The sequence below is a fragment of the Leucobacter salsicius M1-8 genome, from assembly GCF_000350525.1.
GTDB lineage: Bacteria > Actinomycetota > Actinomycetes > Actinomycetales > Microbacteriaceae > Leucobacter > Leucobacter salsicius.
Genome location: NZ_AOCN01000015.1, coordinates 1 through 23,678, shown reverse-complemented (window position 1 = coordinate 23,678; position 23,678 = coordinate 1). Strand labels below are relative to the sequence as shown.

Sequence of the window (23,678 nt, the reverse complement as noted above, 5' to 3'; positions counted from 1 at the left end):
ATATCGAAGGCGACGGCACTTAGGCGTCGCCACAGTTTCGTTGTTTCGTCATCGAGGAGCCATATGCGCCAGATCATCATCATCGGTTCCGGTCCCGCCGGGTTCACCGCCGCTATTTACGCTGCACGCGCGGGCCTCGAGCCGCTGATGTTCGCCAGTTCCGTGGGAATCGGCGGCGAGCTGATGAACACGACCGAGGTCGAGAACTTCCCCGGGTTCCCCGAGGGCATTCAGGGCCCCGAGCTGATGCAGAAGATGCAGGAGCAGGCCGAGAAGTTTGGCACCGAGGTCGTCTACGACGACGTCACCGACCTTGATCTTGACGGCGACGTGAAGCGCGTCACCTCGAGTGACGGCGTCGTGCACGAGGCCGCCGCAGTGATCTACGCAACCGGCTCGGCATACCGCAAGATCGGCGCCCCCGGCGAGGAGAAGCTCACCGGCCACGGCGTCTCGTCGTGCGCGACGTGCGACGGCTTCTTCTTCCGCGAGCAGACCATCGCCGTGGTCGGCGGCGGCGACTCGGCGATGGAGGAGGCGACGTTCCTCACGCGCTTCGCGTCGAAGGTGTACGTAATTCACCGCCGCGACGAGCTCAAGGCGTCGAAGATCATGCAGCAGCGTGCCTTCGACAACGAGAAGATTGAGTTCATCTGGAACTCCGAGGTCGCCTCCATTGAGGGCGAGTCGGGCGTGACCGGCATGACGCTGCGCAGCACCGTCGACGGCACTGAGAGCAACTTGGACGTCACCGGCGTCTTCGTCGCGATCGGCAACGACCCGCGCACGCACCTCGTGCACGGCAAGCTCGATCTCACCGACGTCGGCACGATCGCCGTCGACGGCCGCTCGTCGCGCACTTCGGTCGAGGGCGTTTTCGCCGCGGGCGACGTGATCGACCCCACTTACCGCCAGGCCATCACGGCCGCCGGCTCGGGCACCGTAGCGGCGCTCGACGCCGAGCACTACCTCGCGGCCCGCGAGCAGGCTGCGGTTTCGGTCGGCGCTTCAGCCTAGTTTTCACTTTCACATTTCGCTTTACCTAGACCGAGGAGGTCACCATGAGTGTCGCAATTAACGTAGATGAGCAGACGTTCGACAAGGTCGTGCTCGAGAGCGAGATCCCCGTACTGGTCGACTTCTGGGCAGCCTGGTGCGGCCCGTGCCGCCAGGTCGCGCCGGTGCTCGACAAGATCGCTGCTGAGCAGGATGGCAAGCTGCGCATCGTGAAGCTCAACATCGACGAGAACCCCAACCTCGCGGCCAAGTACCGCATCACCTCGATCCCCGCCATGAAGGTCTTCAAGGGCGGCGAAGAGGTGCGCGAGATCATCGGCGCAATGCCCAAGCCCATGATCGAAGATCACCTCAAGGGGATTATTTAATCCTCTGCGCTGAATGCGCCGGATCCCCTCGCTCAGCTACATGCTGAGCGAGGGGGATTCTTGTGTTTCTGGGGGGCAGTCGCCGCACCACGCCATTCTCAATCCGTGCGTCGCGTTCCCCCTTCTTGTCATGCTGCGCGACGAAGGAGTCGCAGCATCCAGGCCACTTCGAACCGCTGGAGAAGAGCCTGTGAAGTTCTCAGTAAACTGCCGCTGACAACTAAGTCATCAGATCGAATGGAATCGCGTTGAAGAAACCCCTCCTCATTGCTACTGCTGTGGCGCTCGTTGCTGTCCTAGGCGGTGGCTACTACTACTTCGGCGTGCATCAGCCCTATGAGAACGCGGTCGCTCAGTTTGAGGCCGCGAAATCTGATGCGGAATCAGCAAACAAGGACCTGCAAGTTAAGGTCGATGAAGCAAATGGTCTTCTCAAGGCAAAAGCTACTCCCTTCGACCAGGCGACATTCGAAACTCTGGAGGCCACCGCCTCTGCCGCCGAAACAGTGCTTGTTCAGATCCCCGCTCTGCCCGACAAGACTGCCGATATTCTCAAGTCTGCAGAGGTGCTGGTTGCACCCGTGAATTCGGCTGCCGAGTCCACAGCACTTAACGAAGCCATTGAGGCTTACAGGGGCAGCGTAAGGCAGCAGGAACAGATCACTGTGCCGAACGAGAGTTTTGTGGTTGAGCGGCTCACCAAGGTATCGTCGGCAACGGGAGTCCAGGCCGTCACTGAAAACAATGATCCGAACGGAAACCTAAACAAGCCAGGCGGCTATACCGCCTCAGTCTATTTCACCGATAGCCAGGTTGCTGCGGAAGTCTCTGGCGTGGACATCGTCGATAGAGGAGTCTCCGGTGGTGGTTGCGTCGAGGTGTACCCGACAGTTGAAGACGCCGAGAAGCGAGACGCATATCTCGCCAACTTTGATGGCCCGGGAGTCTTTAACCCCGGCTCCCACAAGGTTTACGGCACCACTGTGATCCGCACCTCTGAGCACCTTACTGCCACACAACAGAAGGACCTGGAGAAGCAGATTCTCGATCGACTCATCGAGCTGAAGTAGAGTCCCGGCATGACTGAAATAGCACCAGAATCACTGCCATTGCGCGTGGCCTTGCAACGCGGCGGCCTTTCGCTCCGCAATCAAGTATTCCTTGGTGAACTCGATGAAAACATCGACGTCTCGGAGTGCCTCCTGCGAGGGACCTACATCAAGGTCACGCGTCACTCAGGCGGCGGTGCGCTCCAGATTCACTCTGGTTACACGAACGGGTTTCGTTCAGAAGAAGAGATCATTCGCACGTTCGGTGACGTTGAGCGTTGGCCCAGCCAACGGTTTGAAGGCGCCTGGGGCGTGACTCACCCAGATCATGGGGCTTACCGATCCGAGAATGCTAGAACGCACCAATCACGACAGCAGGATCCCTGTCCCCTTTGTTTCACGCTGATGGCTTTGTCAGGAGTGTGCGGAAACTGCGACTAGGTTCTGGCATGTCCGAGGTCTATGTGACGCTCTCGGTGAGGGGCAGATGTGCGCCCCTCACCGAGAGAGGGTCAAGCAATGATCACAAAGCAGGATCTGCATTGGTGGTATGAAAAAGAAGCCGAGCTTGATTGGCAGTTCGCAACAACGTATGCGGAGGGCGCACCGCACGAGTACGTTGCGCTTGGCAGAACTGAAGGTCTAACTAAAGAAGACTTCGTGCGAGCCGCTCACGTAATTCGTACTTTTGGAGAACCTCAAAAGTTCTACAAGACGACTCGTATCTATCTGACGACCCCAATGGGTTGGCGGCACTGGACGATGGATTCGAGTCTCGAAGAGGTGGGCCTGGTGAATCGCGGAGCTGCTCACCACGTCTATGGCGCACAGAACGCCCCCATCACCTCCACTGGCCTCGAGTCTGGCTACGATGCTCTCGCCACCACATGGGACAAACAGTGGGGCATGACTACTGCAGAGAAAGCTTCTACCTCCGAGCTCATCCGCGCAGTATTCGGTGACAACCTGTGGCGCACTCTCGACGTTGGCTGCGGTACCGGGTTTCCGCTCGATGCAGGTCTTGTCGAGTCGGTGCGCTATGTCGGAATCGACTCCTCCACCGCGATGCTGAACTGCCTCGTTGCCAAACATCCCCTTCTAGCCGGAGTGCACCCGATGACCTTCGAGCAGGCAACCGTCAGCAAGGTGCTCTGCGGCACCAGATTTGATACCGTACTCGCGCTCGGTGGATCCGCCTCTTATCTCAGCCCGGCAGACACTCAAGAACTCCGCGATCGTTCAAAACGGAATGTGCTCCTCATGCACTATCGTCCGGGGGCAAACAGCCCAACACAGGATCTAGACATGCCCCTCGCCACACAGTCCTTCAGAACCGCAACTGAATTCGCTAAGTCTCAGTATGAGATCGGGCAGTTCATTGTGAGCGTGCTGTAAGTGGTCCCATTGATTCACGCATTGCTACATTGGTCATCATGAACGGTCCGGTTGAAATCGCAACTGTCGGCAACCTGGATTATTCATTCTTGGACGTCGCTCTCCCACCTGCTACATCACCCAAGCGACCAGTGAATGTCTACGAGATCCTCAGGGATAGTTGTGTTTAGTCGACGTTTCGGAAAGCGCGTGTGTAACGATCGGAAAGCGTGGGTGCAACGACCGTAAAGTGCTCGCTGCACCCACGCATGACCCTTGAGCTATACCTCAAGCCCGCTATCGATGCCAGTGACCGTGTGCCTACGCATGTTCGGGCCGGCCAACTGCACGATCTCTGCGTTCGACACGATCCGATTCAATATTGACTCCGCGACCACTGCATCATGAAGTGATTTGTACCAGTCCTCGGGATCGAACTGACTCGTCACCACGGTCGCGCCCCGGCCCTCCCTCGCGGCGAGAATATTGAGGACCTCGGCAGCGGTCTCACTACTGATCGGCGTCGTGAGAAAGTCATCCAGGACTAACGCGTCGCAGGCATGGAGGTCTTGTAAGAACTTCAACCTGGCTGGATCGGTGTGGTGATAGACCGCGAGCTGGTTCGCGAGGTCATCCAACCGGTAATACCTTGCCGTGTAATCACGGCGGCAGGCTGCATTCACCATTGCTTGCGCGAGGTATGATTTTCCCACGCTCGATGACCCGAGAATGACAAGGTTTGTGCAGTGATCTACCCATCTACATGCAGCAAGTCTGGCAATTACTTCACGGTGTAACGAGCGGCCGTCGAGGTAGTGGATGTCCTCGACACAGGCGGCAGGGTTCGGGGTGCGCGACGCTTTCAACAGTTTCAACATACGACGCTCACCCCGAGCCTCGGTCTCTTGATTCAGCGCGTGCCTGATCTTCTGCGAGAACGACCACTCATCAAACGAGGGATCGTTCGCGATGTTAATGACGGTTTCACCAAATGCTGTCAATCGCAGTTTGGTGAACAGGGGCATGTCGTCCTCAGTGAGGTGCTGCTCAAACATCGGCCCCCTCCGCTCCTGGCTGGATGCCGGTGAGTGCTTCGAGGCTGAACGCCCCGGGCCCTGCCAGATGCGCGCCGCTCGTGTCGCGGCCAGCGATTCGACGCGAGTGAGGAGATTCGGTCCCCGTTGTCCTCGCACCTGATCGTATGATTTGGGGGCGCTCGTCTTGCTCAGCTCTGACAACTGCCAGCGCGTGTTTCACGGCGGTATAACTGATCTGCCTGTGTGCGTCGTTATCGGTGAGCTGTTTGCAGGCGCGTTCGAGCTGCTGCCGGCTGCCCCGCTTCCCGAGATCGAGGATGTTCATGCATGACCGGAACCCTTGTGCCTCGATCTTCTTCCCATCGAGCAGCCTCGTGAGCGCGGCGACCGTTCCGGGCCCTACTTTCGCGGCCTGTCTGAGAAAATAGGCGCGCGTCCAGAGCCCCGCCGTTTCTTCCAGATAGGCGGGCGCATGTTCAGCATCGGTGACATACCCGTTCCGATGGCTGCCGCGCTGATGCGTCGCAATCACTGCGCCATCAGCAAGCACATCGAGTTGTTCGCCGACGATACGCACGTCGACGTTCAGGCCAGCGAACTCGTACGGAACTGAGTACTTGATGGTGTCGATCTGGACATGCCAGTCGCGATGTACTTTTGCTTTGCGCCACACCACCGGCTCCCATCTCTGAGCTGGCAACTCGAGGAGACCCGTCCTCTCGGCCTCCTCAAACCAGTCCATCCGGCTGCGCTGTTCACCCCGGAACGGGATCCTGCGGTTGATCCATTCCACACGCTCTGCGACTGCTCCGTTGAGATCATCGAGTGACGCGAACACTTGATCATTGAGGTAGTGAATGACCCAATTCGTGACGACTTTCACCCCAGCTTCGACGTTCCCTTTATCTCTTGGAGCAGCTGACCTCGTGGGAACAGCAGCGGTCCGGTAATGCTCGAGAAACTCCGCATAGGAGCCGTTCACGTCACGAGCACGCGAGGCCTTGCTGATCTGGTTCGATGCCGTCGAAGCGTTGTCGGGCACGACCAGCAGGGTGACACCGTTCACGTACTCGAATGCGCGTCGGTGAGCGTCATGCCAGGCAGGTTGTTTCTCATCGAGGTAGCCATACGCGAACACGAGTCCGGAGTACGGCAGTGACGCGACGAACACCGACACCGGGGTGGTTGCTCGACTGATCGGGTCGATGATCTGCATGCGGGTGCCCGCCCAATCGACTTGCATCGTATGCCCGGGCACATGCTTGATCGGGGCGGTGAGGTCTCTCACGCGTACATACTCAGCAATAATCTGGCAGAACCGCTCGTACCCGTAATGGCGTACCCCAGCAGGAGCATCTGTTTGCAGGTATTTGGCCCAGAGTACTTTCAACGGCGGTTTCTTCCGCCCTAACCTCGACTGGACCACCTTGTCGATGTCCACTGGCACAAACCCGTCCGCTGCGCTCTTGCGTCCGTCGGAGAAGAGCCCGTCGATTTCTTCCAGCGCCAACGCCGCAACCTGTTCACTGCCGACGAGTTGCTGCTCGTCGAGCACGCGGCGTACCTTAGCGATCGTGCGCTGCGAGCAGCCCAGCCGCGTAGCAATCTCCCGGTAAGAGCGTTTTTCTATCAAAAGCAGCATCAGCTGCCGATAATCCGTCATTAGAATTCCTCTCGCCCCAGCGAACACTCGTCGCCAGGGTAAGAGCCATCCTCAGCCAGAAGCCATCGAGAGCGCTACCCGATGCTTACATCAATGCTTTCCGATCGTTGCACACGCGCTTTCCGAAGCGCCTTCTAAACAAGTTGGCGCGAGACAAGGGTAGATATGACCCTTCAGTTCTTCCTCGACCCCAATGAACGTCACGGCCTTGGCACCCTGGTCATAGACGCGCTCCTACGCAATCTTGACGAGGCTCCACTCATCGGCTCTGAAGGCACCAACGGCGAGAGGCTCAACGCCGAAGATGTGATTGGCTCCTCGGAATGGGAGATCGGGACGCAAGTTGAGTTCATCGATGTCTATGCGCTGAACCGTGAACTCGATCTAGCGATCGTGCTGGAGAACAAGATCGGCCATGAACTCAATAACCCGCTCAAGAAGTACGCCGAGACCGCCCTCTCCGATGGAGTTTCGCAAGTAATTGTTGCGGTGCTAGCACCGGAGACTCGCGATGCGCCTACCGGCCTCACTCAGTGGCTATCTGCAAGCATCACATACGAGATGTTGAGCACGACGGTCAAGCAAGCTCCAGAGCTGCTTGAACATTTACTCGCTCCAGTCGATATCGACCAGCGACGCAGTCTTGACCTACTGCAGCAATTTTTCGAGGCTAGGAGCGGAGGCCCTAAGGTGTCAGATCTTGCAAACGAAGAAGCACGACTTACGACGTGGCGCGACCACTTGCGTGCGCACCAAGACGCTCTTGACGCTTTTCAGCGAGCACAGTCAGACATGCGCAAACTGATCCAGGCTCGTAACAAACGGCTTGATCCACTGATTGGCGCGTGGCTTGACGAGAAGGGATTCGAACCAGGCTGGCAAGCCCACGGCGGCAGCCCGGACGACGTGTGGAACGCCTACCATTTCCCTTCGATCAACTGGTCGATTGAACTGAAACTCACCACAAGGCCGACCCTCCCGACGATCTACGTGCAGGTGTACCCGGAGCGCGATTACAAGCGAATCGAAGTAGAAGATTTAGGTCTCCCCTGGAGCGCCAGCGATAAGGCACTTGCCGAGGCATTTGCGCACCGGGTTCAGCGTTTGTTTGATGAGGCGCAAAGTGCCAAGGACATGCACCCGAGCACGGAGATTTAGGGGTCTTTCGCCCTTGGTGATTGCTGCACCGGATCCCGTTCGCTCAGTTGCTTACTGAGCGAACGGGATCCGGTGTGCTTGGCCTGGGAGCCAAGCTCTTCATCGTCGTCTTTGCTGGAGACTCTTTGGCATCGGCCCCACTCAACTACCGACGCTGGCGGGTTCCTTCTGCGGGTCTTGCACCGCATTCTTGCCGAGCCTTGCCCACGACTTACGAATCATCTTCTGAATCGAGCTGTCGAGTGCCACCGCGATGATGAGCGTTGCACCCACAAGGATGGTCTGCAGGAAGGGCGATGCCTGGAGGAAGACCAGACCGGCACGCAGCACTCGGAAGAAGAGCAGGCCGGCGACAACGCCACTGATGCGGCCGACGCCGCCCTCGAAGGCGACGCCACCGAGCAACACGACGGTGAGCGCTTCGAGCTCGAGCCCGCTGCCGATACTGGGGTTGGCCGACTGCACCTTTGCCGAGAGCATCATGCCCGCGAGCGCTGCAAAGGCACCGCTCGCGACAAAGAGCAAGAAGCGCGAACGCTCCACTCGCACGCCCATCAGACGGGCTGCGCGCTGGTTGCCACCGATGGCCTTGATCTCTTTACCAAACTTCGTGTGGTTAAGCACATACCAACCGAGCGCCACCACGATGATGAGCAAGACGATCTGCACCGGGATGACACCGAATTTCATCGTACCGATCGCGCGGAAGGACTCCGGCAGGTCGGCCCGGGGGATCGTTCGCCCACCCGAGGCAAGCAGTGCGAATCCGCCCCACACACTCAGCGCACCGAGGGTCACGACGAACGAGTTCAGCCCGAGGTAGGAGATAAGGAATCCGTTGAGCGCACCGGCAACGATGCCGGTGACAATGGCGGCCGCGAAGCCCAACAGTGTGGATCCGGTGTTGGCCATGGTGAGCCCGCCCATGATGCCCGCCGCAGAAGCAATCGACCCCACCGAGAGATCGATCGTGCCCGACATGATGAGAAATGCAGCGGGAATTGCGATCAGGCCCAGCTCTGCGGCCTGCAGCAGGATGGTCTGGCCGTTCGCGAACCCAAAGAAGTTGGGGCGCAGGATCGAAAAGATCGCGATCAGCACGACGAGGGCGAGAAAAATGCCGTTCTTCGCCGCGAAGATTTTCAGGCGTTCAGTGTTCATTGTGCAGGTGTCATTTCTTCTATACCTCGTGCGCTCACGCCGAGTTCGAGCAGCGAGGTGAGGAGTTCTTCATTGAAGTTTTCTGAGCGAGCCACTTCGGTGACGTTTCCGCCCAGCAGCGTGTAGGAGCGGTCACACATCGACGCAATCTCGTCAGACTCGCTCGAAGCGACCACCACGGCAGCCCCCTGGGCCGCCGCCGCGCGGGCCGCTTCGACGATGTCGAGCTTGGCGCCGACGTCAACGCCCTGGGTGGGTTGCGACAGGATGAGCAGCTTCGGCCGGGCCGGGTATAGCCAGCGTGCCAACAGATGCTTTTGCCGGTTACCTCCCGAGAACTGTGACACCTCGGCTTCGCCGAGCGGCCCTCGAATGTCGAGGGCCTTTCTCGCTTTGGCGTAGATGTCCGCCCCCGATTTTCCCGAAACCCACCAGCCGCGCGATCGCGTGTGTCCGTACCAGGGCAGCATGACATTATCGATTCCGGTCTCGGAGCCAATGAGACCATCGGTGTCTCGATCCGGGGGCACAAAAAAGACGTGCTGCGAGATGGCGCTCGCCGTATTGGCGAAGTGGACCGGCTTGCCGACCAGTCGGTACGGCTGGGTAGCTCCTGGTGATGCGCCGGCAAGCTGGGCAGCGAGCTCAAACTGTTCGCCGCCTGCCATGCCAAAGAGACCTACGACCTCGCCAGCACGTGCTTGGAGGGTCCCGCCCGCTGTATCCACACTAAGGATCTCCTCGCCGGGTGTGACATGCTCAAAGTCGAGCGAACGCAGGTCGGGGACGAGCGCTTCTGCGAGCTTCGCGGGCGTGAAATCTGCGCTGGGGGCGTCAACGACGAGTCGACCGCCGCGCAGCACCACGACCCGTGTACACACCTCCATAATGTCGGGGAGGCGGTGCGATACGTAGAGGACCGCGACTCCCTGCGCCGCGAAGCTCCGGATCAGGAGGTGCAGCGCGTCGGTCTCAGCTTTGCCCAGTGCCGCCGTGGGCTCATCGAGCAGCAGCACCTTCATCTCGCCGGCCAGCAGGCCTCGGGCCAGATCGACCAGCTGCCGTTCACCGAGACCCAACGATTCCACCGGCATGTCCAGCGGAAGGTCCGCGCCCACCGTGCGCAGGGCTTCTGCGGCGCGCTTTCGCTGCTCAGCCGCGCCCAGTGTTGGGCGCGCAAGGAAGAGGTTTTCTAGCACCGTCATGTTTGGTGCGAGCGCGGGCTCTTGGTAGATCACCGTGATACCGAGCTGCGCGGCGACACGGGGGCTCAGCTTGTCCGTGACCCGGACGCCGTCGATGGAGTAGCCGCCGCTCGTAGCGGGAATGACGCCGGTCGTGACGTTGAAGAGCGTGCTTTTGCCCGCTCCGTTGTGCCCCAGGAGCCCCACGATTTCGCCGGGCTGCACTGCGAAGGTGACGTCCTCGAGCGCCCGCGTGGCACCGAAATCTACCGTGACGCCATCGAAGGCGATCCGAGATGCTGATTGCACCATACTGATTCCTTTCGCCGACCTACCTGTTACTGGTTGGCGAGCAGGTAGTCGTCAGCGTTTTCGCTCGTGACGAGGCGAACATCGACAACCTCGTCAGAGACGGGCTCGCCATTAGCCGCGGCCACCATCATGTTGGCAATGGAGCCGGCGAGCTCACGGGAGTTGGTGCCGAAGCTGAAGCGCCAGAACGATCCCTCTTGACCAATCACTTCAAGCTCGGTGTCGGTCACGTCAAGGTTGCCGAGCAGGATGCTGTCGTCGGTGGGGGAGACGCCCGAGTCGGTGAGTGCCTGGTACGCGCCCATGGCGGGGTCACCCGCAATCGCGAGCCACACCTTGGTGTTGGGGAATGCGTTCAACTGGTTCTGCACGGCCGCGTAACCGTCGTCAAGGTTGAGCACCGAATGCTCGTTGATGTTGAGGTTGAGATTCGCCTGGTCAAGCGCCTCCATCATGCCCTCGCCCCGCAAGCGCCCCAGGTCGGTGTCGGGGTAGCCCAAGAACCCGACGTCCACCTTCTCATTGCCATACTTTTCCTTGATCCACTTTGCGGCTTCTTCGCCGGCGGCGAATCCATCCTTCTTGTGGTCAAAGACGACAGCAGCAGCCACGCCGTCCCAGGTGCTGCCGTAGCCCAGCACTGGAATGCCCATGTCGTTTGCTTGCTGCGTCACCGCGATCATGGCGTCCGACTGCACCGGGTATCCCGTGATGGCCTTGATGTCACCACGCACGATCCACGACTCCCAGTCCTGCACCTGGGTTTGGGCATTCCACTTCGGGTCGTCGGTGACGAAGTCGTATCCCGCCTCGGTGACGACCTCCTCCATCATCGGAAGCATGTCGTTCCAAATCTGGATGTCCAGGCCAGCAAAGCTCATGGCAACGGCGCCCTTGGAGCTGGCGTCACCCGACCCGCTGTCGTCTGCTCCCGTGGTGCAGCCAGCGAGCACGAGTGCAGCTGTCGAGGCAATGGCAATCGAGGCGAAGATCTTCTTCATGGGGTTCATCTCAGTGACTCCTTTGTCTGTGATGGATAACTGTCTGAGTCACGTCGAAGTGAGCCCAAACCAGATGCCCCAATAAGACCACACAGATCATCGATTGGTCAATAAATTACGACTCTGAATTCTTAATCGTTACCAAGATGCCAGATTTGATTTGTGAATAATCAATGATTCTGAGTTATCGTTATGCGCACCGGCTGAGCAATGCAGTTCAACCGCAACCATTCACGTTTTGGGAAAGGGAATCGCAATGTCGCGAAACACTGGATACATCTGGCACGAGCAGTACGCCTGGCACGACACCGGAACCCACGCAGGAGTGTTCCCCTCTGGCGGATACATTCAGCCGCTCGCCAACTTTGAGAGCCCAGAATCTAAGGCGCGCATGGCCGGCCTCATCGAGGTATCAGGCATGATCAACAACCTCACCCGGATCCCGGCTACTCCGGTGACTGACGAAGACCTGCTCCGCGTGCACACCCAGCGCCACGTCGACTCGATTCGTTCCCAGTCTGACGCCACCGGCGGCGACGCGGGCGACGGCTTCTCACCTTTCGGCCGCGGCGCATTTGAACTGGCCAAGTTGGCGGCCGGCGGCACACTGGCGGCTGCCGAGGCGGTTCTCGCAGGCAAGGTGGATAACGCGTACGCACTCGTGCGCCCGCCCGGCCACCACGCCGAGCCCGACGAGGGCCGCGGTTATTGCCTCTTCGCAAATGTGCCCATCACGATCGAAAGCTTGCGCGCACGCGGGCTCGTCGAACGGGTCGCCATCTTCGACTACGACGTGCACCACGGCAACGGCGCACAGAAGATTTATTGGGAAGACCCCAACGTGCTCACCATCTCGGTGCACCAGGACCGGCTCTTCCCCCTCGACTCCGGCATGGCCGACGAGCGCGGCGGCGGTGCCGGCTTCGGCACCAACATCAACGTGCCGCTGCCGGCTGGTTCGGGCGACGGCGCCTACTGGAAGGTCGTTGACGAAGTCGCGATCCCGGCCATCACTGCGTTCAAGCCCGATCTCATCATCGTCTCGAGTGGTTTCGACCCATCAGCCTACGACCCGCTGGGGCGCATGAGCGTGACCTCCGAAGGCTTCCGCGGCATGGCGGAGCGCCTGGTGTCACTCGCAGAAGACGTCTGCGGCGGCAAGATCGTGTTCTCACACGAGGGCGGCTACTCGCCCGTCCACGTGCCCTTCTGCGGCATCGCCGTATTGGAGGCACTCAGCGACACCCGCACCGATGTGCAGGATCCCGTCAACTTCAGTGTGGGGGACTCACCGACGCGGGAGCTCTACCCCTGGCAAGACGAGATCATCGCGCACTCCGCTGAATTGGCGAAGGCACTAGGAATGGTCATTACTGATCCGGCACCTCAGTAAGCGGAAAGATCGGATGGTGCGTATGCACTGAGTTGAAGATGAAAGTCTCGATGCGGAACACCCCGGGCACTTCGCGCAGTTCATTATTGATCAGCGCGAATAGCGCCTGGGGTGTTTCTGCATACACCTCGGCAAGAATGCTGAACCGGCCCGAACCCAGCACAACATAGCGCACACCTTCAAACTCGCTGAGGCGGTCGGCCACCGGGCGAATGTCGCCAGATACCTCGATCTGCAGCGAGGCGACCGAATGCAAGCCGACGGCGTGGGGGTTCGTCACGCCGATGACCTTGACGACGTGCTGATCTTGCAGGCGCTTGACCCGAGCCCGGGCGCCGCCCGGTGTCAGCCCGACCGCATCGGCGAGGTCGGCGTAGCTGGTGCGGCCATCACGCTCGAGCATGAGGAGGAGTTGTTCGTCAATGTCGTCAAGCATCACAGACCACTGTTGATCGGCCGATCGCTTCGGGGAGTTGCCCTTCGCGCCGTCGGGTTTGTGGTTCTTGCTCATGTTTGCAGTATGCCAGTACGAGTGATGGTGAGCGCAACCTTTGTTCTAGGTTCGAATCTACGCCCTGAAGCCGACATCGGCGAGAACTCCAACCTCGCGACCAAGTGCCGCATCACCTGAAAGGAATTATGCGCTGACTGCGCCGGATCCCCCTCGCTCAGCTGGTTGCTGAGCGAGGGGGATCTTTGCATTCCTGGGGGTCGTCACCGGGATCCTTACTCGCTAGTCCGCGACCCTACTTCGCGTCTAGCCTCCTCCGCCTGCCGACAACGAGTGCGCCAAGCGCAACCAGGAGGGCGGCAACAATTGCGAGTTCGGTGCTGAGCGGACTACCAGTGGCTGCCAAGTTCGGCTGCGGAGTGGGTTTTCCAGACTCTGTGGGGTCAACCGGGATTGTGGCGTCGTCACCCTGCACTTCGATGGTCACAGTCGCCTCGATACCTTGAACAGTTGCCGTAATTCGGTGCGGGCTTGCAGTGGGGAAGGTGACGGTCAGGCCGCTCACCACATCAGTTGCAACGTCGCTAGAAAGCGTTACGTCAGCCGGGTCGATCCGGAGTGGATTTCCCGCGGCATCAACACCCGACACGGCGAACTCGAGCGAGCCACCGCGCGCTACCGTTGATGACGAGGGCGTCAGCGTGAGATTCGCGAGCGCGCCCACAACAACGTCCAGGTTTGCCGTGGCGGTCGCCCCGTCATACGTCGCAGTGAACGTGCGCGGTCCGGGTTTCGTAACAAGCACCGTCGCACCAGTAACTTTGTCGCTATCTTCAGACGACACCAATTGAACTTCAGCGGTCACATCGACAGATTTACCAAAGGCCGCATTCGCAAGTGCGGTCAGTTCGACTGCGGTACCCGACGCCGCCTTGGCCGCCGGTACGGTCAGGCTCAGTGTGCGTTTCTCCCAAATCGCATACAGGGTCAGGTTGGGCCCTGAGGCCACCGATTGGAGCAGGGTGCCCGTGTCAACGGGGGTTCCTGAGCCATCTGGCCTCGTGTTCCAGTTGGAGATCACCCATCCGGCTGCGGACGGGTCAGGGAGCTCGCTCAACCGGTCAGCATTCACCACCCCAGTCGTTGGGGCGCCCGCATCTGGCCAGTTCTCGTTCCAGGCCACGACGTATCTTGGTGACACGGTGATATCGATGGTTACTGGTGCGGCAGAAACACCCAAAACGGTCGCGGTAATTTGGCGCACTCCAGCCGTTGGAAACTCTATCTCTGTGCCATCCACCACGTCGCCCGTGACGTTGCTCGTGAGCGTCACGTTCGCGGCATCCACTGCCACTGGGTTTCCAGAAGCGTCAGCACCCGTCACAGTGAATTCGAGCGTGCCACCTTGCTCAATCGTGCCCGATGACGATGTCAGTGCGAGGGTCCCCAGGGGGCCTGCAACCACATTGAGTTCCACTGCCGCCGAGGCACCGTCAAATGTTCCGGTCAAAGAACGCGAGCCGGCAGAGGTCACCACCACCTGGGTCTTCGAAACGACATCACTCGCTACCGTCGACACAATCCGAACCTCATCGGACACGTCAAGCGTGCTCCCAAATGCCCCGTTTGCGGTGGCCGTCAAGGTCACAGTATCGCCGGCGGTCGCCGTCGTCGACGTGGCGCTCCCCGGCGCGAACGTGAGCGACAGTGCACGCTTCTCCCAGATTGCGTAGAGCGCCAGATCTGCCCCTGAGGCTACCGAGCCGAGTAGCGTATCTGTGTTTACTGTCTTACCAGTCCCGTCGGGTCGGGTATTCCAGCCGCTAATGACCCAGCCCGCGGCGGCGGGCTCGGGCAATGCAGTGAGCTTTTGGCCATTAACTACTTCGACGGTGGGAGCACCTGACCCCGGCAAGTTCTCGTGCCAGGTCACAGTGTAAGCGTCTGCGGTCCAACCCGCGTACAGCGTGAGGGGTCCGGTGACTGGGGCAGCGAAGTCGTAAGGGGTGGCCACAGTGTCCTCGGTGTACCACCCGTTAAAGGTGTAACCCGTTCGGGTGGGCGGCGCTGGATTCACCAACGTCACCCCAAGCGGCACAACTACGGGAACGACGGCTGTTCCCTCCCGAGAATCAAATGTAACTTCCGTGCTGAGGGGCTCAGCAGCATACCCTTGCCACACCGGGCTCTTGAACCCTGCAGCCCCGTAGTTATAGGTCACACGCAGGTCGCTCCCATAGCCCAAAGACGCGCCCCATTGACCACCCACAGAGACAGTCGGTGCGTTGCCCTCGAAGTGAATGGTGCGCAGGGTTTCATGGACTGTTGTAAAAGCAAACTTCTCAATCACGGTTACTGATCGCGGCACCGTCACCGAAGTAAGTTTATTGTCGTAGAACACATTCCACCCAAGTGTCTTGAGGGAAGTCGAAAGCTTAAGGGAGGTCAACGGGTTGCGAATAAAGGCATGATCACCAACAGCTGTGACCGTATCGGGTAGCACTAAATTGGTGAGACGGTTGTCGGCGAATGCATTGAATGGAATTATTGTGAGGCTTTCAGGAAGCACGAGACTTGTGATGCCGGCATCACGAAAACTGGCGTCTTCGAGCGTCTGAAGGGAATCGGGCAGGGCAACGGCACCAAGCGATGTCCCATAAAAGGCGGTATCCCCGATACTCACAAGCGAGTCAGGCAGTTCGAGACTTGTCAGCCCGGATTCTCTGAATGCTTGCCTATTGATGGTCTTGAGCGATGACGAAAGTTGAATATGCTCAATCTCGTTCTTATAGAAAGCACCCACGTCAATGACTGTGATTGTGTTTGGCATCGTCACGGAGGTGAGCCCTGCTGAGTGAAAAGCGCCCCATCCGATACTCGTCACAGTGTATGTGCGCCCATCGGCCATGACCGTTTCTGGGATGTGCACTTCAAGCGAGGCGTCTGAACGGCGATACACCTCGGCGGTGCCTGCCACCTCATCCAAGTCGAAAATGAGACCGTCAGAGGTCACACGGGGTGGGTCATCGAGAGCAAACGCGGCAACTGGGGGGCCCATGAACGCCACCATGAGACTCACAGCTGCGACAAGGGCTATCGTGATTCGCACGCTTCGGCTTTGCCTGACGCGCGCTGCTTGGGTACAGGGGGCTGTAGTCACGGGTGAATCCTTCTTCAATAGAAAAGCAGGAAGCACAAAATCCACCGAACCTAAGCTCTGCCATCTCGGGATTGCTCGCCCAAAGATCAATCAAAACCAGCCGAGGCACACTTTTCATCGACGAAAAATGGCCTCTCGTTAAGAGTGCTTCCCCTGCACACCTGTGGTGCACACGTAAAAGTATTCCTTACACCGGGATGACAGTCAAATTAAATTTGGCTTTCGTCTACCTTGTGACCGGGAGCGTAGCGCGGGGTGGCACAATCACGTGTCACGTCGCGGGGGACGGCCACAATGCGCAGTTCACAACCCCGGAAACTCCGGCATCTTAACAACTTGCTCAATCACCGCGCCGATCTCGAACACCATGCCCTCGTCCCACGGGTGACCCACGACCTGCACGCTCGTGGGAACGCCCACCGACGAGATGCCGCTCGGCACCGCGAGCACCGGGCAGCGGTTCGCCACGTTGAAGGGGCTCGTCAGGTGCGCCTCCCAGTAGTGCCCCAGCTGAACAAGCTCGCCATCAGCATCAAGCACGCGAACCCCCGAGAGGTAGTCGCCGGCCGCATCGAGCATCTCGATGCCCTGCGTGGGGGCGAGCAGCGCGTCCAGCCCGTCCATTGCAACAGCCAGCTCCTGCTGCAGCTGGGCGTCGAGCGCCATCGACTCAGGAAGACTCACGCCCGCAGCAGCACGGGCCGCGTCCGCAATGAACTGGCGGGTGTACGCGGCGGGCTCCGACTCGGTGCCCGCCGTGAGCTGCGCCATGGCGGGGCCGAGAATGTGGCCGAAGTGCGCGAAGGTGGTGGCGGTGATGCGCTCCGTCGTCCACGGCAGCGTGACCGGCACGATCGTCGCGCCAGCCGCCTCAAGTAAAGCCGCCACGCGCTCGGTGTTCTCGCGCACGCTGGACGCAATCGGGTAGTCCCCGAGGATCATGGAGAGGCCGACACGTCGCCCCTTCAGCGAACCACTCAATTGGGCTTCGGCAATCCGGTCAAGCGGCCGCAGTAACTCACCAGCACCGACAACTCCCACCGACCCGTGATCCAGCGGATGCACCCCGCTCATCACCTCTGCGAGCAGCGCCGTGTCTGCCACGGTGCGCGCCATCGGTCCGTCACCCCGGTACCAGTCGGCCGAAAGCGGCGGCAGCCCCGGAATGCGCCCATACGGTGCCTTGTACCCGACGGTGCCAGTGAAGCCCGCCGGAATGCGCGTGCTGCCCGCGATGTCCGAGGCCGTCGCGAGCGTCGCCATTCCGGCGGCGAGCGCGGCCCCCGCCCCTCCCGAGGAGCCGCCGGGTGACGCCTCGAGGTTCCACGGGTTGCGCGTGACGCCCCACGCGGGTGAGTGCGTGACGGTGGCGCAGGAGAATTCGGGCGAGGTGGTGCGGGCGTGAATGATGCCGCCCGCGGCCAGGATCCGCTCCACCACCGGGTGGTGTGCCGCGGCCAGCACACCCCGCTGCGACGCGAGCCCCTGCTCCAGGCTGCGACCGGCGAGGCCGTGCTTTTCTTTGGTCGCGACCGGGATGCCGAGCAATGCGGGTGGTTCGATGCCGGATCGGCGTGCCGCCGCCCAGGCCGCATCGGCGGCCCGGGCGGCGGCACGCGCCTCCTCGGCTAGCACCTCGGTGAATGCGTTGATGCCCCGCTCGCGGTCCCCGTTCACCTCGTCAATGCGGTCGAGGGTCGCCTCCAACAGCTCGCTCGGCTCGAGCTTGCCCGCCTTGAACAGGGCGCGGGCGGCCTGCGCATTGAGCTGGGTGAGCGGTGAGGTGTGCTGGCTGGTGAGCATCGATTTTCCCTGTAACCTACGCGAATGCGTGCGCGGGCACCGGATCTGCGGCGTCGGCATCAGAAGCGAGCGCCCCGTGCACGAGGCGCCACCCCACCTCGGCGAGCATCTCGACGCCGGCGACCATGTCTTCGTCGCGCGAGAACTCTCGCTCGCAGTGGCTGACGCCGTCGACGGAGGGAATGAACAGCATCACGGTCGGGGCGATGCGATTCATGGCGACTGAGTCGTGGCCCGCCATCGTGCGAATGCGGCGGGAGCCGAGGCCAAGATCCAAGGCGACCTGGTCGGCGAGCTCGAGCCCCTGCTCGGGGTAGTGCTGGTTGTCGCGCACGTCGAAGTCACGTGCGTTGATGACGAGGCCGTGCTCTGCCTCGATCTCGCGAATGTCGGCGAGGATCTGGTCACGGGCCCGGAGCACGACCTCGCGGTCGTCGGCACGCAGGTCGGCGACGAGGTGCACGCGGCGCGCGACGACGATGGGGGAGTTGGGTTCGAGCGTCATCTGCCCCACCGAGGAGACGAGGGTCTCGGGCTCGAACAGGTCGGTGACCTCGTGCACCCGCTGGATCACCTTGGCCGCACCGAGCAGCGCGTCATGGCGATCCGACATGAGGGTCGCGCCGGTGTGTGACTGCTCACCCAAGACCTCGATGTCGAGCTTCTGCGTGTACCAGGACCGATCGACCGCACCGATCGCGATGCCCTCGCGCTCGAGGATGCGGCCCTGCTCAATATGGATCTCGGCGTACGCGGCGATCTCGGGGCGTTCGTCGGTGCCGAGGTAGCCGATCTCGCCAAGCGCCTCGCGCACGGACACCCCGCGCAGATCGCGCACGTCGAGCATCTCGTCCTCGTTCATGAGCCCCGCAAACACCGAGCTGCCCATGATGGACGGGGCGAAGCGGCCGCCCTCCTCGTTGAACCAGTTCACGACGGCGAGGTTAAACTGCGGCGCGGCACCGCCCTCGGCGGCATCCGCAGCCACACGGCGGGCGATCCGGTCGGCAGCGTGCAGCCCCGCGATGACGCCGTAGGCGCCATCGAAGCGGCCCCCGAGCGGTTGCGAATCGAGATGGGACCCCAGCAGCACGTAGGGGGATCCGGGGCGCAGCTCGATCAGTGCGAGCTGATTGCCGATGCCGTCGACCCGCAGTTCCCAGCCCCGCTCCTTCGCGAAGGCACGAAACCACTCACGCGTCTCGCGGTCCTCGGCCGTGGCGGCCTGCCGGTCGACCCCGTTGTTGGGAGTCGCGCCGATCTGGGCGACCTCATGGAAGTCGGTGAGGAAGGTGTCGGTAGTCACTTGGTGGCTCCTGTCGTGCGGGCGTGCTTCTTGAGCGGGTGGGTTTCGGGGATGCTGGTGAAGACCAACACGAGGAAGACGATGGCGCCGGCGATGGCCATATAGACGCCGGGGCTAGCACCGTAGCCCGTGGCGCCGACGAGCCAGGTGCCGACGAACGGGGCCGTGCCGCCGAAGATCGCGTAGCCCACGTTGTAGCTGACGGCGGCCGAGGTGAAGCGGGTGCGCGTGGTGAAGATTTCGACGAAGAAGGTGTAGCAGCCGCCGCCGTAGATGCAGACCGCGATCACGAAGATGAATTGGCCGAGCAGCGCGAGCCCGAAGCTGCCCGAGGTCACCAGCATGAAGGCTGGGACCGAGATGACAGCGATGACGAGGGCGCCGGCGATGAGCATCGGTTTGCGGCCGAAGCGATCGCCCAGCATGCCGGTGAGGGGGAGCACGAGCGTGTAGAGCAGCATCGCGGCCGCGTTGGCGAGTAGCGCGGCTTCGCGGCTGAGGTCGCCCGCGGTCTGGACATAGGCGACGAAGTAGCCCGAGAGGAAGTAGAAGCCCATGGCGGTGAGCCCCATGACGAGTACCACCTGCAGCATCTGGCGCCAGTTCTCACGGAAGGCGTCCCGGATCGGGGTGTGCTGTTCCTTCTGGGCCTGCTGCTTCTGCTGCACCTGCTTGAAGGCCTCGGATTCCTCGGTGTGGGCCCGGATCCAGAGACCGAAGAGCGCGAGCGGCAGCGCGATGAGGAACGGGATGCGCCAGCCCCAGGATTCGAAGGAGGCGGCCGACATGTTCTGTGAGAGCAGGAGGATCAGGGTGCCGCCGATGACCGAGGGCATCGCGGTCGCGGCGAGGGTGATGTTGAGCCACATGCCGCGGCGGTTCTTGGGGGCGTGTTCGAACACGAACGCGGGGGCGCCCACGGACTCGCCGCCGGCCGAGAAGCCCTGCAGCAGCCGGCACAGCACGAGGAGCGCAGGCGCGGCCATGCCGATCTGTGCGTATGTGGGGAGCAGACCGATCGCGGTGGTGGCGATGCCGATCGTGAGCAGCGTGACATACAGCACCGGGCGGCGGCCGTACTTGTCTCCCAGCGCCCCGAAGAAGAGTCCGCCAAGGGGACGCACGAAGAATGCGACGCCAAATGCGGCGAAGGTCGAGAGCAGCGCGAGTGCCGGGTCAACCGAGGGGAAGAACAGGGCAGAGAGCGTCAGGGCGGAAAGCCCGTAAAGGGTGAAGTCGTAGAACTCAATGAATTGCCCGACGCTGCCTGCGAGTAGCACGCGGCGGCGATCCCTGGTGAGGGTGCGGCGCTCGGCGACCGAGATGGGCCCGGTCGGCAGATTGACCGGATCAGTGTGCGGGTTCACGTTGGGTGTCGTAGCTTGGGGCGCTGGTCTCGCAGCGATGGCTGTGGCTGTGTCGTCGGATTGCGGCGTCATTGCGTCCTCCTGAGTGGGTGCCCCGCACCTATCCAGTCGGCGTCATTACCGGCTGCGTGCGAGGCTCGTCCCTCTAGTGTTGGTCGTACTGTGTGATCGCGTCTAACGAGTTATTTCGTTGTCACCGATCGAGAAAATCGATTCTTGACGGTTCTGGGCCATCAGCTCCGTGCAGACCTCGGCGAAGGCCCGGGCCTTCCGGGTGGGAGCGATGCCGCGGCGGCTCACGAGCGAGGCCTCCATGGGCTGGAGCTCATCCAGGAGCCGGATCGGGACCACCCGGGAGCCCGAATAGGTCATGCCGTGCCCCACCCACTGATTCAGCACGGAATAGCCGTGACCGCGGGCCACGAACGAGCGCACGGTTTCGTAGCCGAGGGAGACGTGCCGCACGCGCGGCTTGATGCCGAGCTGCCGAAACAAGCCGAGGTAGTACTCGCGCGTGTACGGCAGATCGAGCAGCACGAGGGGGTCGTCTTTGAGTTCGTCCAGGTGGACTTCGCTTTGGCCCTGGATGGCGAGGGGGTGGCTTTCTGCGACGATCACGTGCGCAGGCACCCGGTCAATCACGGTGCGGTCGAATCGATCGTCGACGCCAAGGTCGTACATGAGGGCGATCTCGCAGCGCCCGTCGTAGATCTCCTTTTGCAGGGTGTCTTGGTCGCCCTCGACGAACGTCACCGAAACCTCGGGGAAGCGCTCTTCGAACTGCTGCAGAATCTCGGGCGCCTGAAACGGGGCGAGCGGAGCGTAGATGCCGACCGAGATGGCACCCTTGAGTGCGGCATTCGCCTGCTGCGCCTCGCGCGCGAGCTGGTCGGCGTCTTCAAGAAAGGCGGCGCTGCGGGCGAGCAGCGCGGTGCCCGAGTCGGTGAGGTTGAGGCCGATCCTCGGGATTCTCGTGAAGAGCTCAACCCCCAGCTCGCGCTCAAGCTGGCTGATTGCGCTCGACAGGGTGGACTGGGTGACGTTGAGCTCGGCGGCAGCCGCCGTCATGTTCTCGAGCCTGGCGACGGTCGCGAAATAGCGCAGTTGGACGAGTGTGAACGACGCTGTCATGGGTCTAGTTTGGCAGGTTGTGGCAGCAAGGCCCTCTAGGTTTCATGAAGACTCAGAGCAATTCACTACTTCATGGCAGTTCCGCCACAGTCTGCCTACGCTGGCAGGTGGTCAGTACAAATTCTGCGAAGGCTTTCAATTGGATCCCGCAGATCCACAAACTCCACCGCAACCGTGACGCCGTCCGCAGAGACGAACGGTGGTACTCCCTCAGTGATCTCATCCGTCTGCGGGTAGAGCAGTAGCACCTGCCCTGCATCATACTTTTTGCGTAGGCATACATTTGATACATGTCGCCTTGCGAGATGCCGTAGATTCGTGAGCCCTTTGCGAGCATCTTCCACTTCGTGTCTATCACCACCGTCTGGTGTGTGCTCTCGAGCACAACGTCGGGCCGCAGGGAGAACGTCGGGTGAGGAAGGGTAAAGAGGGTGTGCGTGCGGTCTTGTGTTTTCACCGACACATGCTTTGGAGCAAGCACGCGCAGCTTGGCCGCAACATAGCTTTCAAAGATCTTCTCCATCGGGAACAGGATCGCGACTGCAGCCTCAGACCCAGCAAAGACAGTAAAGCTTGACCGATTCAGAAAAATTCTGCTCCACCCGAGCGCACGCTGGTAGTGCTTCATGCCTCGCGTCACGTTACAGTCGCGAAAGTCGAGGGTGTAGTTCGCGGAGTGCGGCACGCCCTCGAAGTGAGCAAGCAACTGGCTCGCGAGCATCTTGTTACGGCTCACTCGAGTCGTCGCACGTAGCAGCATGAGCGTTGATTTGAGCAGTCGGTTCTCTGGCCTGTTCGGACTCAGTAGGTCCTGCTCGGTCAAGTCCCGTGGAGTGGTGTAACGAACATTCTTCGAGAATGAGCTTGGCTACGCAGTCAACGTGAGGGGTAGTTCCACAGCCACCTCCTCAGCAACGTTGTCCGTGATGAGGCGAACCCTGCAACGAGCCAACACCTCGAGTCCGAGGTATCGGCGGCCCTCCGCCCACTCGTCAGATTGCTCTGCCAGGACCGCTCCAACGAGCCGGGTGATCGCGTCTCGATTCGGGAAAATACCGACAACGTCAGTGCGACGTCTGATTTCTTTGTTGAGACGTTCGTTGGGATTGTTCGACCAGATCTGCTGCCACACATCTTTCGGGAACGCCGTGAATGCGAGGATATCGGCGCGGGCAGCATCGAGATGATCGTGCACGCCAGGCAGTTTCTCGCCGACGTAGTCCAGGAGCCGGTCGAACTGTGCCTCGACAGCTGCAACGTCGGGCTGGTCATAGACGGAATGCAGCATTGCTTTCACGGCAGGCCACATCTGCTTCGGGCAGGCCGACATGAGGTTCGCGGCGTAGTGGGTGCGGCAACGCTGCCAACTGGTGCCGGGAAAGTTGGCCCGCATGGCCTCGACCAGGCCAGCGTGTGCGTCTGACGTGATGAGCTGCACTCCGGTCAGTCCTCTCGCGACGAGGTCCGCGAAGAACATGTTCCACGCCGCCCCGGTCTCGCTCGTCGCGACCTGCATGCCGAGCACTTCACGATGCCCATCGGCGTTGACGCCGGTCGCGACGAGCACGACCGTGTTGATCACTCGCCCGCCCTCACGTACTTTCATGGTGAGGGCGTCACACGCGACGAACGTGAACGGGCCGGCATCGCTGAGCGGTCGGGTGCGGAACTCGGTGACGTGTTCGTCGAGATCAGTGGCCATGCGAGAGACCTGCGATTTCGACAGTGAGTGAATGCCGAGCG

General features: G+C 61.1%; 20 protein-coding genes. 7 read left to right on the top strand and 13 right to left on the bottom strand.

Features of this window, described 5'->3' with window-relative positions:
* Positions 1–63: 63 nt before the first annotated feature.
* The 5 genes from trxB to C795_RS0105310 all read left to right on the top strand — a co-directional run bounded on the left by trxB (position 64) and on the right by C795_RS0105310 (position 3,829).
* Positions 64–1,017, top strand: coding sequence for a thioredoxin-disulfide reductase (gene trxB / locus C795_RS0105330; protein WP_017792723.1), 954 nt, complete (start codon positions 64–66; stop codon positions 1,015–1,017).
* A 44-nt stretch (positions 1,018–1,061) separates the two neighbouring features.
* Positions 1,062–1,385: a thioredoxin gene (gene trxA, locus C795_RS0105325; protein ID WP_017792722.1), complete on the top strand. Its 324-nt coding sequence runs from the start codon at positions 1,062–1,064 to the stop codon at positions 1,383–1,385.
* A 248-nt stretch (positions 1,386–1,633) separates the two neighbouring features.
* On the top strand, positions 1,634–2,455 hold the full coding sequence (locus tag C795_RS0105320) for a hypothetical protein (RefSeq protein WP_017792721.1): 822 nt from the start codon (positions 1,634–1,636) through the stop codon (positions 2,453–2,455).
* A 9-nt stretch (positions 2,456–2,464) separates the two neighbouring features.
* Positions 2,465–2,875: a hypothetical protein gene (locus C795_RS17155; RefSeq protein WP_157486979.1), complete on the top strand. Its 411-nt coding sequence runs from the start codon at positions 2,465–2,467 to the stop codon at positions 2,873–2,875.
* A 78-nt stretch (positions 2,876–2,953) separates the two neighbouring features.
* Positions 2,954–3,829 carry a class I SAM-dependent methyltransferase gene (locus C795_RS0105310; RefSeq protein WP_157486978.1) on the top strand — a complete coding sequence of 292 codons (876 nt, stop codon included), beginning with the start codon at positions 2,954–2,956 and terminating at the stop codon, positions 3,827–3,829.
* 260 nt (positions 3,830–4,089) lie between these two features.
* On the opposite strand, the gene C795_RS0105305 is transcribed toward C795_RS0105310, so the two are convergent.
* Together C795_RS0105305 and istA are read right to left on the bottom strand one after the other, a co-directional pair.
* Complete coding sequence (locus tag C795_RS0105305) at positions 4,090–4,863, bottom strand: ATP-binding protein (RefSeq protein ID WP_017791934.1); 774 nt, start codon at positions 4,861–4,863, stop codon at positions 4,090–4,092.
* Positions 4,856–6,508 (bottom strand): IS21 family transposase, encoded by a 1,653-nt coding sequence (gene istA / locus C795_RS0105300; RefSeq protein ID WP_017791933.1) that lies wholly within the window; start codon positions 6,506–6,508, stop codon positions 4,856–4,858. Before istA ends, C795_RS0105305 begins: the two co-directional genes overlap by 8 nt.
* A gap of 165 nt (positions 6,509–6,673) precedes the next feature.
* Here istA and C795_RS0105295 point away from each other — a divergent pair, with 165 nt between their 5' ends.
* A complete protein-coding gene (locus C795_RS0105295) occupies positions 6,674–7,666 on the top strand; it encodes a PD-(D/E)XK nuclease family protein (protein ID WP_017792718.1) in 993 nt (330 codons plus the stop codon).
* Between the two features lie 141 nt (positions 7,667–7,807).
* Here C795_RS0105295 and C795_RS0105290 read toward each other — a convergent pair whose 3' ends face one another.
* From C795_RS0105290 to C795_RS0105280, 3 genes are read right to left on the bottom strand one after another with little or no spacing between them, the layout of a single operon-like run.
* Positions 7,808–8,827, bottom strand: coding sequence for an ABC transporter permease (locus C795_RS0105290; protein ID WP_017792717.1), 1,020 nt, complete (start codon positions 8,825–8,827; stop codon positions 7,808–7,810).
* Complete coding sequence (locus tag C795_RS0105285) at positions 8,824–10,323, bottom strand: ATP-binding cassette domain-containing protein (RefSeq protein ID WP_017792716.1); 1,500 nt, start codon at positions 10,321–10,323, stop codon at positions 8,824–8,826. The genes C795_RS0105290 and C795_RS0105285 overlap by 4 nt, the downstream gene beginning before the upstream one ends.
* A gap of 26 nt (positions 10,324–10,349) precedes the next feature.
* A complete protein-coding gene (locus C795_RS0105280; RefSeq protein WP_017792715.1) occupies positions 10,350–11,333 on the bottom strand; it encodes a sugar ABC transporter substrate-binding protein in 984 nt (327 codons plus the stop codon).
* A gap of 247 nt (positions 11,334–11,580) precedes the next feature.
* On the opposite strand from C795_RS0105280, the gene C795_RS0105275 reads away from it, so the two are divergent.
* The gene (locus C795_RS0105275; protein ID WP_017792714.1) at positions 11,581–12,717 is read left to right on the top strand and encodes a class II histone deacetylase; all 1,137 of its coding nucleotides are present in this window, start codon (positions 11,581–11,583) and stop codon (positions 12,715–12,717) included.
* On the opposite strand, the gene C795_RS0105270 is transcribed toward C795_RS0105275, so the two are convergent.
* The 8 genes from C795_RS0105270 to C795_RS15285 form a co-directional block, all read right to left on the bottom strand.
* Positions 12,695–13,228: an Lrp/AsnC family transcriptional regulator gene (locus C795_RS0105270; RefSeq protein ID WP_017792713.1), complete on the bottom strand. Its 534-nt coding sequence runs from the start codon at positions 13,226–13,228 to the stop codon at positions 12,695–12,697. The genes C795_RS0105275 and C795_RS0105270 overlap by 23 nt on opposite strands.
* 235 nt (positions 13,229–13,463) lie before the next feature.
* Complete coding sequence (locus C795_RS16530; RefSeq protein ID WP_198008435.1) at positions 13,464–16,226, bottom strand: leucine-rich repeat protein; 2,763 nt, start codon at positions 16,224–16,226, stop codon at positions 13,464–13,466.
* 405 nt (positions 16,227–16,631) lie between these two features.
* Positions 16,632–18,131, bottom strand: a complete 1,500-nt coding sequence (locus tag C795_RS0105255; RefSeq protein WP_017792710.1) for an amidase — start codon at positions 18,129–18,131, stop codon at positions 16,632–16,634.
* Between the two features lie 16 nt (positions 18,132–18,147).
* Positions 18,148–19,437, bottom strand: a complete 1,290-nt coding sequence (locus C795_RS15295) for a M20 family metallo-hydrolase (RefSeq protein ID WP_017792709.1) — start codon at positions 19,435–19,437, stop codon at positions 18,148–18,150.
* Positions 19,434–20,876 carry an MFS transporter gene (locus C795_RS0105245; protein WP_017792708.1) on the bottom strand — a complete coding sequence of 481 codons (1,443 nt, stop codon included), beginning with the start codon at positions 20,874–20,876 and terminating at the stop codon, positions 19,434–19,436. The genes C795_RS15295 and C795_RS0105245 overlap by 4 nt, the downstream gene beginning before the upstream one ends.
* Positions 20,877–20,978: 102 nt before the next feature.
* The gene (locus C795_RS15290; protein WP_017792707.1) at positions 20,979–21,935 is read right to left on the bottom strand and encodes a LysR family transcriptional regulator; all 957 of its coding nucleotides are present in this window, start codon (positions 21,933–21,935) and stop codon (positions 20,979–20,981) included.
* Between the two features lie 70 nt (positions 21,936–22,005).
* On the bottom strand, positions 22,006–22,758 hold the full coding sequence (locus C795_RS16270) for an McrC family protein (RefSeq protein WP_083879141.1): 753 nt from the start codon (positions 22,756–22,758) through the stop codon (positions 22,006–22,008).
* Positions 22,759–22,803: 45 nt separating this feature from the next.
* A partial coding sequence (locus tag C795_RS15285) for an IS256 family transposase (protein ID WP_017792467.1) occupies positions 22,804–23,678 on the bottom strand: 875 nt, incomplete at its 5' end.

What these genes read in the sequence shown, in the direction of transcription:
- C795_RS0105310 (WP_157486978.1), top strand. Translation starts at nt 2,954, where the DNA reads ATGATCACAAAGCAGGATCTGCATTGGTGGTATGAAAAAGAAGCCGAG.
- C795_RS16530 (WP_198008435.1), bottom strand. Translation starts at nt 16,226, where the DNA reads ATGGGCCCCCCAGTTGCCGCGTTTGCTCTCGATGACCCACCCCGTGTG.
- trxA (WP_017792722.1), top strand. Translation starts at nt 1,062, where the DNA reads ATGAGTGTCGCAATTAACGTAGATGAGCAGACGTTCGACAAGGTCGTG.
- C795_RS0105305 (WP_017791934.1), bottom strand. Translation starts at nt 4,863, where the DNA reads ATGTTTGAGCAGCACCTCACTGAGGACGACATGCCCCTGTTCACCAAA.
- istA (WP_017791933.1), bottom strand. Translation starts at nt 6,508, where the DNA reads ATGACGGATTATCGGCAGCTGATGCTGCTTTTGATAGAAAAACGCTCT.
- C795_RS0105270 (WP_017792713.1), bottom strand. Translation starts at nt 13,228, where the DNA reads ATGAGCAAGAACCACAAACCCGACGGCGCGAAGGGCAACTCCCCGAAG.
- C795_RS15290 (WP_017792707.1), bottom strand. Translation starts at nt 21,935, where the DNA reads ATGACAGCGTCGTTCACACTCGTCCAACTGCGCTATTTCGCGACCGTC.
- C795_RS0105290 (WP_017792717.1), bottom strand. Translation starts at nt 8,827, where the DNA reads ATGAACACTGAACGCCTGAAAATCTTCGCGGCGAAGAACGGCATTTTT.
- C795_RS0105280 (WP_017792715.1), bottom strand. Translation starts at nt 11,333, where the DNA reads ATGAACCCCATGAAGAAGATCTTCGCCTCGATTGCCATTGCCTCGACA.
- trxB (WP_017792723.1), top strand. Translation starts at nt 64, where the DNA reads ATGCGCCAGATCATCATCATCGGTTCCGGTCCCGCCGGGTTCACCGCC.
- C795_RS0105295 (WP_017792718.1), top strand. Translation starts at nt 6,674, where the DNA reads ATGACCCTTCAGTTCTTCCTCGACCCCAATGAACGTCACGGCCTTGGC.
- C795_RS17155 (WP_157486979.1), top strand. Translation starts at nt 2,465, where the DNA reads ATGACTGAAATAGCACCAGAATCACTGCCATTGCGCGTGGCCTTGCAA.
- C795_RS0105245 (WP_017792708.1), bottom strand. Translation starts at nt 20,876, where the DNA reads ATGACGCCGCAATCCGACGACACAGCCACAGCCATCGCTGCGAGACCA.
- C795_RS0105255 (WP_017792710.1), bottom strand. Translation starts at nt 18,131, where the DNA reads ATGCTCACCAGCCAGCACACCTCACCGCTCACCCAGCTCAATGCGCAG.
- C795_RS0105275 (WP_017792714.1), top strand. Translation starts at nt 11,581, where the DNA reads ATGTCGCGAAACACTGGATACATCTGGCACGAGCAGTACGCCTGGCAC.
- C795_RS0105285 (WP_017792716.1), bottom strand. Translation starts at nt 10,323, where the DNA reads ATGGTGCAATCAGCATCTCGGATCGCCTTCGATGGCGTCACGGTAGAT.